The organism is Acidobacteriota bacterium, assembly GCA_009861545.1.
Lineage (GTDB): Bacteria > Acidobacteriota > Vicinamibacteria > Vicinamibacterales > UBA8438 > WTFV01.
Genome location: VXME01000169.1, coordinates 33,677 through 47,312, shown reverse-complemented (window position 1 = coordinate 47,312; position 13,636 = coordinate 33,677). Strand labels below are relative to the sequence as shown.

The following is a 13,636-nucleotide window of genomic DNA, read 5'->3' as shown; positions in this document are numbered from 1 at the left end:
CCCCACAGGGCCTCGGCCCCGCCCCGCGCCTGCCCGCCCCACGACGGGGCCACCTTCGCGGTCAGGCCCAGCGGGCTCGACGGCGTCGGGTCCCACCCGAACGACAGCGACATCCCCCGGTCGCTGAACCCTTCGGCCTGGTGCACGACCAGCGTCCGCACCCGCAGGTCCAGCGACAGCCCCGTGACTGTATCGGTGAAGGCGAGGCCGCCGCCGACGTCCATGCCCGCGCCGGTCTCGGCGTCGCCGCCGTCGCGCCGCAGGCCGACCTCGACGCTCGGGGTCAGCGACACCCGGCCGCCGCCGAGCGTGAAGCCGCGCGACCCCTCCAGCGCCGTGCGCACGCGCGTCACCCCGGCCTCCGACGCGTTCAGCCGGCCCCTCGGGCCGTCGAGCAGGTCGCTGGCCGCGCCGACCCACATCGCGTCGGCCTTGAACGCCAGCCCGAACCCGCCGGTGGCCCGCGACCCAATCAGCTCGCCCCGCGTCCCTGCCGCCGTCATCGCCATCGACACGCCCGTCTCCAGCGCAGCGGCGCTGCCCGGCGTCAGGCTCAGCGTCCCCGCGCCGTAACCGGTCACCCCCCACACCGAGACCTTGTCGTTGACCTGGTAGCCCACCCACGGGTAGAACCCGGTCATCGACGTCGTCATCTGCCCGCTGCTCGGGCCGCTGTAGCCGCCCAGCCCGAGGGTGCGGCCGACCGACAGGCCGACCGTCAGCGAGCCGCGGGCGTAGTCGGCCCCGAGCATCGTCGTGCGCACGTCGCCGTTGAGCGACAGCGCGTCTTCCATGCCGCTGAAGTGCGACCGCGAGCTGCGGCTCCACAGCGACAGGATGCCGCCGCGGCTCTCGCGGTTCAGCTCGAACTCGGAGCTCGACAGCGGGTCATAGCCCAACATCGAACCGAACAGGCCGCCGCCGTGCGCGGCGCCCGCCGGCCCGTAGCCGGCCATCGCCGACGGGCTGCCCAGCGGCGCATGCCGGCCCGTCGCGCCCATCGCGCCGCCGCTCATGCCGCCCATGGCTGTCGCAGCGCCGCTCATGCCGGTCATGCTCATCGCGCCGCCCATGCCGGCCGTGCCCGCGCCGGCGAGGCCGACGCCGGCCCCGGCCGAGTGCGAGCCCATCGCCATCGGGGCTGCACCCATCGCCGAGCCGCCCATCACGGCGCCGCCCATCGGGGCCGCCCCCACCGGACCCATGCCCATCGGCGCGAACGACGACAGGAAGCCGAGCGCGAAGTCCCGCTCGCCGCCCGGCTGCAGCTCCCGGCCCGCGACCCGCGCTCGGAAGCCCCGCTGACGCGGCGCCGCCATCCGCTCCTCGATGTGGGTAACCACCTGCTCGGCCGTCGCCCGCCCGATGCGCGCCAAAAGCGCCGCCGGCATCAGGTCCGCGTTCTCGATCGTCCCGGTCGCCTCGCCGTCGGTTACCACCGCCCCCGACGGATTGGACAGCGTCAGCGTCAGCGTCTCCTCGCCCTCATCGTGCGCGTCGTCGAGCACCGCCACCTCGATGGTTCCCGACGTCTCGCCCGTCTGGAACGAGAGCGTCCCGCTCGCCGCCGTGTAGTCCTCGCCGGCCAGCGCGCTGCCGTCGGAGGTGGTGTAGTCGACCGTCAACGCGCTCGTGGCCGCACGGCTCAGCGTGACCGCGAAGGACAGCACCGCGCCGGCGCCTTCCTCCACTCGCGCGTCGGCCACCGAGATGCCCACCGGGCCGGCCACCCGCCCCGACGGGCTGTTCGACAGCGGCCGGCCCGACTCGGTCGACACCGACCTCGCCGGCAGCGTGATCGTCACGTCGTCGTTCGACGACGGGCGCACGCCGATCTTCCAGCGCCGGTTCTCGCCCTTGACCACACGCTCGGCCGCGCGCACGCTGCCGTTGGTCACCGTGAACGCGCTGTCCCTGAGCGTCGTGTGCGGGAACCGCCCCGGGAAGTTCTCGCTGAACACCAGCTCGAACGAGAACAAGCGCCGCCCGTCGTGTTCGGCCGGCATCCCCTGAAACTCCGCCGTCAGCGGCCGCGGCTCCACCGTCGCCGTCGCGGCACTGGTCAGCTCCTCGTCGTGGCCGGCGTCGTCGGTGAAGCTCGCCCGAACCTTGATCGCCGAGCCCACGTCCGAATCGGCGAGCGTGTAGCTCGAACCGGTCGCGCCGGCGATGTCCGTGTCCGAACCGTCGGCGCTCGACACCCACTGCAGCGCGAACGTCGCGCTGCTGAGCCCGTCCGCGTCCGAGATGCCGCTCGTCGACGCCGTCAGCGTCTCGCCCGCCTGCGCCGTGCCGCTGATGGCGGGTGCGCCGGTGGCTGGCGAATTCGGCCGCGCCGCCACCGTCGCCGTCGCGGCGCTGGTTAGCTCCTCGCTGTTGCCGGCGTCGTCGGTGAAGCTGACCCGCACCTTGATCGCCGAGCCCGCGTCCGAGTCCGCGAGCGTGTAGCTCGAGCCCGTCGCGCCGGCGATGTCCGTGTCCGCCCCGCCGTCGACCGACACCCACTGGAACGCGAACGATGCGCCGCTCAGCCCGTCGGCGTCCTCGATGTCCGCGGTAGACGCCGTCAGCGTCTCGCCCACCCGCGCCTCGCCCGTGATCGTCGGTGCGCCTGTCGCCGCCGTGTTCGACGCTCCCGGTCCCGACACCGTCACCGAGGGCGAGTTCGACAGCTTCCGCCCGTCTGCCGTGCAGATCGCAGTACTGGCCGCGCAGTCCGTCGTCGCCACCAGCGACATGGCCACGTCCCCCGACGAGGCCGGACGCACCCTGGCCGTCACGCTGCGGTTCTGCCCCCGCGTGGTGCGCTTGACGTCCACCAGGCGCCCGCCCTGCACAGTGAGTGCCCCGGCCTCGAGGGCCGTCAGCCTCAGCCCCTCGAATTCCTCGCTGAACCGGATCTCGAAGCTGAACAGCCGGCTGCCGTCGTGCCCGAGCGGCATGCCGTGGAACGCCGCCGTCAGCGGCCGCGGCGCCACCGTCGCCGTCGCGGCGCTGGTCAGCTCCTCGTCGTGGCCGGCGTCGTCGGTGAAGCTCACCCGCACCTTGACCGCCGAGCCCGCGTCCGAGTCCGCGAGCACGTAGCTCGCACCCGTCGCGCCAGCGATGTCGGTCTCCGCGCCGCCGTCGACCGACACCCACTGGAACGCGAACGCCGCGCCGTGCAGCCCGTCCGCGTCCTCGATGCCCGCGGTAGACGCCGTCAGGGTCTCGCCCACCCGCGCCTCGCCGGTGATGGTCGGTGCGCCGGTCGCCGCCGTGTTCGGTCCCGACACCGTCGCCGAGGGCGAGTTCGACAGCATGCGCCCGTCCCGCGTGCAGATCGCGGTACTGGCCGCGCAGTCCGTCGTCGCCACCAGCGACATGGCCACGTCCCCCGACGAGGCCGGACGCACCCTGGCCGTCACGCTGCGGTTCTGCCCCCGCGTGGTGCGCTTGACGTCCACCAGGCGCCCGCCCTGCACAGTGAGTGCCCCGGCCTCGAGGGCCGTCAGCCTCAGCCCCTCGAATTCCTCGCTGAACCGGATCTCGAAGCTGAACAGCCGGCTGCCGTCGTGCTCGGCCGGCACGTCGTGGAACGACGCCGTGAGGGCGGCCGCGGTAGTCAGCGTGGTCGCAGACACGGGTTCCGAATCCGCGTTCCCCTTGTTCGTCGCGAGCCGGGTGCGGAAGCTGTAGGCCGTCCCGGCGCTCAGCCCGGTCACGGTGTGCGACACCGCGTCGGCGGCAAGCGTCGCCTCCGTGCGCCAGGACTCATCCGCCTCCTGCCGTTGCACACCAACCGCGCGCACGGTTACCCCACGGGGTTGTTCGGGCAGCCTCCACGCCAGGTCGACCGTCGTCCGCGTTGCGGCCTGCGCCATCATCTCGCTGGCGGGCTTCGCTTCGTCGTTCCTGATAGTCCCGGTCGCCGTCGAATCTCCTAGCGTGGCCCCCGCCGGACTCGTCAGCGTCACCGTGAAGGTCTCGTCCGACTCGAGATCCTCGTCGTCAATCACCTGCACACTCACGCGCTGCGGGCTCGTGCTGTTCTTAGGAAAGGTCAGCGTCCCCGACTTCGCCTTGAAATCCGTCCCGCTCGTGGCCGTATCACTCGACTCACTCGACGTGGCATACTTCACCGTCACCTGGTCACGGCTCCCCGCCGACAGCGACACCTCGAACGACATCCACGTTTCGTCCTCGTATCCCCGCGCATCGGACACGCTCACTGTCGGCGTGCCCGCTGACGCAATGGTCCGGAACTGAACCCTGGCCAATTTGTCATGGGTGTTGCACGTGCTATCGCGGTACGCCCAGTAGTCGTAGGGCGTTGCTGGCTTGAGACCGGTGATGTCAACTGCCGTCGTGCCGGCGGCGACTAGGGTGCAGCTACTCCACTGGTCGGTTCCCAAGTCCTGGCCCCGGTAATACCAACCGCCCGTGTGGCTGCTGATGGTCAGCGTCGCCGTCGTCTCCCCGATGTCGCTCGCAGTGAGCGTCGCCGCAGTGTCGTCGTTCCTGATCGTGCCGGTCGCCGTCGCATCGCCCAGCGTGGCTTTCGTCGGATTCGTCAACGTCACCGTGAGGGTCTCGTCCGGCTCGAGATCCTCGTCGTCATACACCAACACATTCACCACCCCCACCCCAGCGCCGTTCGGAGCAAAGGTCAGCGTCCCCGACTCGGCCCTGTAATCCGTCCCGCTCGCGGCCGTCCCATCCGATGTGGCATAGTCGACCGTCACCGTCTCACGGCTCGACGCCGACAGCCACACCTCGAACGTCATCCACACGTCGTCCTCGGAGTCCAGCCGCCCATCGGACACGCTCACTGTCGGCGTGCCCGCTGACGCAATGGTCCTGAACTCAACCCTGGCCAGTCTAGTGTTGCATGTGCTATCGCTGTACGCCCTGTAGAGGTAGCCTGTTGCTGGCGTGAGACCGGTGATGCTAACCACCGTCGTGCCGGCGGTGACTGCGGTGCAGCTACTCCACTGCCTGGTTCCCAAGTTCTGGCCCCGGTACCACCAACCGTCCGTGTGGCTGCCGATGGTCAGCGTAGCCGTCGTGTCCCCGATGTCGCTCGCGGTGAGCGTCGCCGCAGTGTCGTCGTTCTTGATCGTGCCGGTCGCCGTCGCATCGCCCAGCGTGGCCCCCGTCGGATTCGTCAACGTCACCGTGAAGGTCTCGTCCGACTCGACCGCCTCGTCGTCAATCACCCGCACAGCCACGCGCTGCGACCTGTTGCCCGGAGGAAAGGTCAGCGTCAGCGGTTCGAACCTGTAATCCGGCCCGTCCGTGGCAGTCCCATCTGACGTTTCAACGTCGACCGTCACCGTGTCAGCGCTCGCCGCCGACAGCGACACCTCGAATATCATCCACGTTGCGTCCTCGTAGTCCTGCGCATCGGACACGCTCAACGTCGGCAATGTGCCTTGTGCCGCAACGGTCCCGGCGCCCGGCAGTAGGGCGAGGGCGAGGGCGAGCGGGCCCGCTGGCGCCCTCCACGCGCGAGCAAGTCGTCGCAATGTTCCGGGAGGAGAAGAGGTACAGGCCACCGCGACCGAACAGCGGAGTCCGCGCCTCAGATCCAGATCGCGCTCCCGCGAACCGCTTGACGCGCCAATGTCGTCAGCTGCGCGGTAGTCAGGGTCTAGCGAGAGCCGCCCTGTGGAGGGATGCAGCAATTGGGCTGCCGGCGCAAGACTCGTGCCACTTGCCCCCCGACCTCTCGTGATTCTCGGCATCCACTGCTCCTTCCCTCGAACCGGCACGGCCGGCTTCACCGACGATCGCGCGTGAGACATGGCGTTTCTCCCAGCTGACACCCACCCCGCGGAACACGGCGCCGTCACCGCTTTCGGGTACTTGAGCGACAGCCCAACAGGCTCGCCTTCGCAACGAGGTTTTGCTCGCGATAACTGCCGTTATCGCGAGCAAAAAATCCCGGTCTTTGCGACTGATCGGGAGGCCGCCAGATGCTGGGTTCGCACGCGACGTTGGAGTTCGAGCGCTCGTTCCACGACGATCAACACGCGGCAGCGGGTGAGCCGCTGGCCGCCTACTTCGAGGCGGCCAGCGGCGCGTTCAGCCGCAACACGGAGCGCGCACTGCGCGCCGACATGCAGGTGTTCGAGGCGTGGTGCCGACGACATTTCCTGCCGGCGTTCCCCGCCAGCCCCGACACGGTGACCGCCTTCGTCGACGAGATGGCGCACGTCAAGACGCCAGCCACCGTGCGCCGCTACGTGTCGAGCATCGCCGCCCTGCACAAGGCGCTGCGGCAGCCGAACCCGCTCGACAGTGCCTCGGTCCGCTTCGCGCTGCAGCGGATGCACCGGCACCGGGGGCGCCGGCAGGCGCAGGTCCAGGGCCTGACCTGGCCGCTGCGGAACCGGCTGCTGGAGGCCGCGGGAGACCGGCTGATCGACGTCCGGGACCGCGCGCTGCTGGCCGTGGGCTACGACACGCTGCTGCGGCGCGCCGAGCTGGTGTCGCTGGAAGTGACTGATCTATTGGAGGATATCGACGGGACGGCTACGCTGCTCGTGCGCTCGGGCAAGACCGACCAGGACGCTAGGGGCGCGATGCTCTACTTGGCGCGGGACACCGTGCAGATGGTCAAGGCATGGCTCGACCGCAGCGGCGTCGGCACGGCACGGCTCTTCCGTTCGGTCCGCAAGGATGGCAAGATCGGCGAGAAGCTCGACGCCAGCCAAGTGCCGCGCATCTACAAGCGGATGGCCCGGCGGGCGGGCCTGCCCGACGACATCGCGGACACGCTGGCCGGGCACAGCACGCGCGTCGGGGCGGTCCAGGACATGATCGCCTGCGGCATCGAGTTGCCGGCGATCCTCCAGTCGGGGCGCTGGAAGAGCGCGCGCATGGTCCAGCGCTACGGGGAGAGGCTGCTAGCGAGGCGCAGCGGCGCCGCGCAGTTGGCCGAGCGGCAGCAGCGCTGAGCAAGGCGGTCGTGGGTCGAGGGCCGTGAAGCCGCCAGCGGCGGCGGCCGGGCGGGGACGTGTGCCTGCCGTTCGAGGGTCCGTCACGGACGCTCGGCGTGCAGTTATCGCGAGTAAAAATGTGAGCGCGTCCCACTCCGATGCCGCCCCGGCCGGAGGCGGTCGTCACGCCGGTCGGACGCGGCGCATTCCGAAGAACTCAAGCGGTGTCAGCAAGTTGCGCCCGAGGCCGCCGGCTTGTGGATCGCGTTCGGCAAGCGTTGTAGAATGGGGTCCGTTTTGGTGTGGAGATGCACTTTGCTCGCGATAACGGCAGTTATCGCGAGCAAAACCGGACGCCAAGACCGCTGAACCTACTCCCCATCGAGCCGGTTCCAATCGCCCCGGGCACGGCCGTACTTCCCGTCTTCGTACCGCGGGGCAGTCCCCACCTTGCGGCGCATCCTAGCGCAGGTGCACGCGTCCTTGCGCTACCCAAATTGATAGGGTTTGCGGTTTTTTCGGGTAGCGGGGTGATTTTGTCGACGACCGTGATGCGAGCGTTCTCCGCAGCAGGCGGCCGATGGGCTGCCACTCCGTCGCGCGGCAGAGCCTGCGTGTCGCGCGCCAGCGGTCACCGCCGCTACGACGTCTGGACTACCTGCGGGCCACTTACTGGTTGGACTCGACCGAGGCGCAGAACGATCAGGGCCCGGAGCAGGCGCAGAACGCACCCTGGGCCGAGCAGCGTCGGCTCAAGCGACTCGCCGACCAGTCGTGCAAAGACGCTCATCCCAGCCCGGGGGTCATCATTCGGCGACCATGTGACCATCGTGCAAAACCAGACCATCCTCGGGGGCATTGGGGCCGGTTCAGCGGCTTCATCTTCGTCCATATCTGACGATCGCGCGCCAGGACGACATCGTTGTGCGGGTCGGCGACGACGCTCGACCTCGCGGTCGAGACCGCCAATCAGGCGCGCAGGCGCACTCGACGACCTCCCCCAGTACCCGCCACACACGAGGTCACAACAACGACTGGCCGCAGGCGCCGACTCGCCAGAACGACCCCACCCCGAATCGCGTGGAGGACATGCCGCAGTTCCTGCTCCGCATGGATGGCGACGCGACGACTCCTTCCACGGAACAATCGTCCAGTCGGGTCCACCACAATCCGGGCGTCGATTGCACATGGAAATGAGTACGACGACGCCGTCCTTTCCACTTTCCTTCAGGAAACCTGGACTTCGCGGCAAACGCGGGAGTCCGCACCGAACTCCATTCCCGTCGCGGTGTGCGGCGAGGACGCGGCGGATCAGACGGCCACCGCTGACCTTGCCGACTTCGCCAACTCTGCTGCCGCCGCAAAGCCGCAAATCAACGCGGGTCGGGAGCTGGTGGACCGAACTCAACCCCGTCACTCGAGTGAGAGCGCTTGTGCGGGTTGTTTCAGTTGAGGGTTCGCCGCCGGATGTGGACCACAGCGAGCCGTGGGCCGCGCGGACTTCGCCGCGATGGTCCTCGGCCACTCGGCACGGCAGGCGTCCAGCAGGCACACAAAGAGCGATCGCATCGCGTCCACGTCGCTCGGACCCTGGCCGGGCGAACTGATCTGCGCGGACGGACGTTGCATCGAAGGCGAGGGCGACAGCGGAGCGGCCGAGCGCCGGGCGAGGACGGCGCCTTGCCCTACAACCGACCATGACGAAACAGGCGCTTCCGACAGGTGCGTGAAAAGAACGCGTGCTACCAAGCTGTCATCTTCTTGAGCTCTCCTTTTAGTTGGTTGACGAATATATTCTCGTTCGATGGCTCCAGTGGAGTAAGGTAAAAATGAGGGTAAGGACGACGGCGTGGTTGAAAGTACTCTCGCAGCTGCGGATGCACTGAGTTCGAACATAACCCACTCAGTCGCACGTTTGTACCCATATCATCCATCAAGCCCACGAAAGCCCTTCCCAGTCCTTTCTTAAGATTGCCCGCATAGAATTTGCATTCCCAACCTCCAACTAGGCTGGCAGACGGGGGATCGTCTGGCTGTTGCCTGCACTTCACGGCGTCATCACCGCGCATTATGCATACGTCCAGTTCGTGTGTCATGCCACTACTTCCCTTGAATTCCACGCCTGCATGGATCTCGAACGAAAACCCATTTATAACAAGAGCCGCGTATCCGTAGTTCCTTGAGGTCGAGTGGATCTGACCAGGCGCGCCGCGAAATATGAATGGATTCGGCGGCGCTTGCCTTCCGCAAAGTACAGGCGTTACACCCAGTTCGCGGACGGCCCGAAGACACAGGGCGAACACATATGCCTCATAGGCTTTTCCTTCAACAGCCTGGGTCAGTTGATATTGCTGAGCTCCTAGAGGGTGGTTCAGCAGTGTATCGATCGCGGTTTCCAAATCAGCAAGGGATGCCATCGTTTTGCTAGCCAGCTAGGAGTCAAATGTGAGAGCTTCGAGGAGACGCTTGAGGTTTGCTTGCTGTTCCATCAGAAGATCTTGAGAAGTCGACGATAGTCGAGCGGTCTGTTCGCCGGTTTCCGAGATTTGCGTCGCAGTCTGGAGTTCCACTTGAAGCTGCTTCTCCAGGCCCACGCCCTCGGTCGATTTTGGCGGCGAGTTGCCAGACACGAGTTCTTGAGGATCAGGGTGAGCAGCTAAAGCTGCGTCCGTGAATTCACGAATAGCCGAATTCGCAAATAGTGGTTGCTCGACAAAGTATGCTCGCAGGCTGCCTATGACGACGAGAAGAGCCTCTTCATCGGTCAGTGGTACGGTCTTCCGATATGTTCTTGATTTCTTGCGTTCGGTGGTTTCTTCCCTTTCCGAAACGTCCTTGCCGGCATCTATTGCGGATTGGAGATTATTGGCTAACTCGGGTGCTCTTTCCTTAACCTTTCGGAGCAACAGGTCAAGAGCTTCGCGAGGGCTGTAGTCATGGGAAGGCATGGTCAATCACCGGTCATTTGGTTAGTGCCACAGGAGGAGCCAGTGGGATGGAAGGCAAGGCAAGGCAAGGCAAGGCAAGGCAAGGCTTGCATGCAATCGTCGAGAGACCGAGCAGGATCGAACGCTATCGTCGCCGTCGTACAGAGCGGACGGGCGCCGTCGGCTGCGATCTGGTGGCGTAGTCGAGTCGAGTCGACACCGGTGCGGCCAAGCGTCTTGCATATCGGCCACACCGCGGCTGGGAGTTGCAGGTCTGGCGCGGGTACCGGACACCGACAAGCCGGACGTTGCGCGAGGACGAATCGGCGGTTGCTCGTGGGGCATGCAGGGGGCCGAGGCTCCGGATGCCGAAGGAGCAGACAAAGTTCCAATGTTCCATTATAGCCGGGTTCTCCGGGTGCGACGAGGACGAATGTCCAGCAGAAAGGGTGGGCCGCCGAGGTCCCGAGAGTTGACCATGGAACCCTCGAAAACGACGGTCGTTGCACACGGCGGTGGCAAAGGGTTGTCTCGCCGCGGGCGTCGGCGCGGCGTGCGTGCTGAGCAGTTGGTCCCCGCGAAGTTGGACTAGGACGGCTGGGCCTCGCTCCGCTCGGCCCCCGCTCCGCGGGGCTTACGCTCGTGACGCCGGCTCCCCGCACGCTGGTCCAGACTTGGCCCTTGACGACGATGCCCGCCCGGACGTTGGCGTCCGAAAGGCTGGCTGGCTGGCCGGACGGTTGGTCGGGGCGGAGAGGTCGTGCGCGATGCTTGTGCGGTCCGGTCGTGTGTACGGGACGCGAGGTTGTCCCGTGGCGTCCCGATGGTCCGTTCTGGGCAAGTCTTCGGCGATGCAGGCGAACTCCGACAGGCCCTCTGGTGCGGCCGCTCGGGCGCCTCCCGCGCCAGCGAGCCGATGGCGTAGTTTCCTTGCGGCGGACTGGCCAGCACGGATACGATGGACCTGCATGAGCGATCAGGAACATGCGGCACGGGACGTGAACGAGCCACCCCGGCCGGAGCCGGCGGCAGGCCGGTTCAGCGTTCAGAAACGCGGAACAACGTGTCCGTTTTGCCGATGCGAGTTCGATTTCGAGGACATCAAGACCGTTGGCGTTCTGACACCGCGGATCGTCGCCTGTCCTCTGTGTGGCGCGAGATGGCGCGAGGACTCGTTCCTCCGAGACGTCATGCCCCGGGTTCTTCGGCGCGTGGAGAGAGCCGGGCCGGACGTCAGATTGACGACGCGTAGCTCAAAGCGCGGCGAGGAGCCGCGATCCCCGGCACCGAGTTGACCCCGCGGTCAACCGCGTCTTCAACGAGCGCGCCGCCCGAGTCTGCCTCCACCGCATCTCTCGCATGAGTGCCGACCATTCGGCGACGAGGCTGGCCGGAGACGAACTTGTCGTCGCTCAGGCTCAGCGCCAAGTCCAGACGTTCTTCGATGAACTCAAGAACGGCACGAGCAACTATCGCACGGTCGCCAGCCTCGACGCCCAGATCGGCCAGGAGTACCGAGGCCGCTGCGTCCTCGAGTTGCTACAGAACGCACATGATGCGCTCGCGCACGCCGGTCCCGATGACGCCCGGCGAATCTCGTTCGTGTTGAGCACCGATCGCGAACCCGTACTGTCTGTCGGCAATAGCGGGCGACCGTTTCGCAAGGAAGACTTCGATGGGATCTGCCAGCTCGCGCAGAGCCCGAAGGATCCCAACGAGAGCGTCGGCAACAAGGGCCTCGGCTTTCGAAGTGTTTTGGAGGTAGCCAGCAGTCCGGAGATCTGGTCCGTGGCTCCCGCCGGAAGCGGGACGTCCTTCGTCTTCCGTTTCGACCCCGGCGTAGCCAGCCACGTGGCCACGGCAGCCACGGAGATCGAGCGGCATGGGCTCGGCGCACGGTCACCGTTCGATCGAGACCGACCGCCCGCGCCTCGCGCCGTTCGACGCGTCCGGGCACGACGATGCCGCCGTGGTCGCGCTAGTATTGCTCGGCCCAGCGGCTGAGCTTGCGCGTGGCGCGCCCTTGTCAACGGCTTCGACCGTATTTGGGTCGACGCCGCTGACGGCGACGTGGACGTGCGGGCAGGCCGTGTCGGAGTGGGCGGCGCAGACCGCGTAGTGCCGGTCGGCGAGACCGAGGCTGTCGAGCGCGACGGCGACGGCCGACAGCGTAGGCGTAGAGCAGAATCTTCACCATCATGCGGGGCGCATCAGCGCCTGCGGGCGCAAGCTGAAGAATCCATACACCCGGCCGCCTTGCGCAACGCGTCGCCGCCCGCGCGCGGCGTGCAAATGCGCGCGTGGCGTCGTTGAGCTGGGGGCCGACGCAGCGCGGCTCGACGCGGCGCCTCAGCGCACCGGCCATCGGCGGCAGTGAACCGGACGCTCACCGCACCAGAGCCGCCTGGCAGGCCGGCGGTTGGCGAGATCCGCAGATGTCCCACGTTGCGCGTCCGACGTCGCCGTCCAGGATGGTGCCGTGGCGCGGTCCTTTGGCCGGGGGTGCGGCATGACGAGGCGGCGGCAATTCTGACAAACCTGGAAGCGGCCGCCAGGTCGTCTGCGTGACCCCGGCGATCGCCATCCTGCGGCCATCCAGCACGGTTCCGGTTCCGCGCGCACGAGCGCGATCTGCTGTGCGGTGAGCACCCTGGACACCATCGTGCGCGAGACTCGGCGTTGCCGATGCGGGCTCGCGATGTGCCGATTTGGAAGCCGACTGCGTCGGCGTAAATCCGCTCCCCGTTGGGAGTCCTCGGTGACCGTTGGCGCGTTATGATCGGCTCGTCTGATGGATGACCCTGCGTACAAGCGGTTGTTTTTCGCGGCCCCGGATGGTCCGGGACCTGCTGCGCGGCTTCGCTGCCCGGGACTGGAGCGCCGAGTTCGACCTGGACTCGCTGACGCCGCTCCCTGCCAGCTACGTCAGCCACGACCTGCGGCAGCGACACGGCGACTTGGTGTGGCGCCTCCGCTTCAAGGATGACCGATGGCTGTACGTCGTGCTGCTCCTGGAGTTCCAGTCCGCAGTCGACCGGTCGATGGCGGTCCGCATGCTGACGTACACGGCGCTGCTATATCAGAAGCTGATCGCCGAGGGAGTGCTGCGGGAGCGCTCCGTCCTGCCGCCGGTGTTGCCGGTCGTGATCTACAACGGCCGGCGGCCATGGATGGCGCCGGTGGATGTGGCGGAGCTGATGCTTCTGGTCGCGAAGCGGCGTTGGCGCGGTATCAACCGTCGCAGCGGTACTTCCTGGTGGATGAGGCCCGGGTCGGGGGTCGTGATCTCCCATCGGGCAACTTGGTGTCGGCGCTGATCGCGCTCGAGACGAATCGCGATCGGGCGCGGGCGCCAGCGTTGCTGGGGGCGTTGATCGATCTGCTGGGGAAGCAGGATGATGAGGAGCTGACGGCGGCGTTCGGCGAGTGGGCGGCGCAAGTGCTGCTGCCGCGTCGATTCCGCGGGTCGGTGACCGGGCCGCTACCGCGGCTTGAGGAGGTGCGGGCAATGTTGGCCGAGACCGTTCAGGAGTGGACTGCGGAGTGGGTCGAACAGGGCCGAGAGCAGGGCCAGCGGGAATTGCCGTGCCGTCAGGCGGCGCGGAAGTTCGATGCAGCCGCGGCGGAGCGGCTGGCCGCGAAGCTCAAGGGCGTCGAGGATGCGGATCGCTTGGCGCAGGTGGGGGACTGGATCATCGAGTCCGAGACCTCAGATGATCTGTTTGCGCGGTTCGAGGATTGGTCGTAGTCGTGAGTGGACGAAGCTACGCGGTGCCTTCAGTCCGT

Annotated in this window: 6 protein-coding genes; 4 read left to right on the top strand and 2 right to left on the bottom strand. The window is 67.3% G+C overall.

All coding sequences use genetic code 11. From position 1 onward, the window contains the following. Positions 1-5,786: hypothetical protein (locus tag F4X11_26365; GenBank protein ID MYN68499.1), on the bottom strand; the 5,786-nt coding region annotated here is incomplete at its 3' end. 171 nt (positions 5,787-5,957) lie between these two features. Between F4X11_26365 and F4X11_26360 the strand changes: the two genes are divergently transcribed. Beyond that, the gene (locus F4X11_26360) at positions 5,958-6,941 is read left to right on the top strand and encodes a tyrosine-type recombinase/integrase (protein ID MYN68498.1); all 984 of its coding nucleotides are present in this window, start codon (positions 5,958-5,960) and stop codon (positions 6,939-6,941) included. A 2,414-nt stretch (positions 6,942-9,355) separates the two neighbouring features. On the opposite strand, the gene F4X11_26355 is transcribed toward F4X11_26360, so the two are convergent. After that, positions 9,356-9,871: a hypothetical protein gene (locus tag F4X11_26355; protein ID MYN68497.1), complete on the bottom strand. Its 516-nt coding sequence runs from the start codon at positions 9,869-9,871 to the stop codon at positions 9,356-9,358. 1,338 nt (positions 9,872-11,209) lie between these two features. Between F4X11_26355 and F4X11_26350 the strand changes: the two genes are divergently transcribed. The 3 genes from F4X11_26350 (at position 11,210) to F4X11_26340 (ending at position 13,598) form a co-directional block, all read left to right on the top strand. Beyond that, positions 11,210-11,854, top strand: a complete 645-nt coding sequence (locus F4X11_26350) for a sensor histidine kinase (protein ID MYN68496.1) — start codon at positions 11,210-11,212, stop codon at positions 11,852-11,854. 791 nt (positions 11,855-12,645) lie between these two features. Beyond that, a complete protein-coding gene (locus tag F4X11_26345) occupies positions 12,646-13,167 on the top strand; it encodes an Rpn family recombination-promoting nuclease/putative transposase (protein MYN68495.1) in 522 nt (173 codons plus the stop codon). Beyond that, positions 13,152-13,598 (top strand): hypothetical protein, encoded by a 447-nt coding sequence (locus F4X11_26340; protein MYN68494.1) that lies wholly within the window; start codon positions 13,152-13,154, stop codon positions 13,596-13,598. Before F4X11_26345 ends, F4X11_26340 begins: the two co-directional genes overlap by 16 nt. Positions 13,599-13,636: the final 38 nt, after the last annotated feature.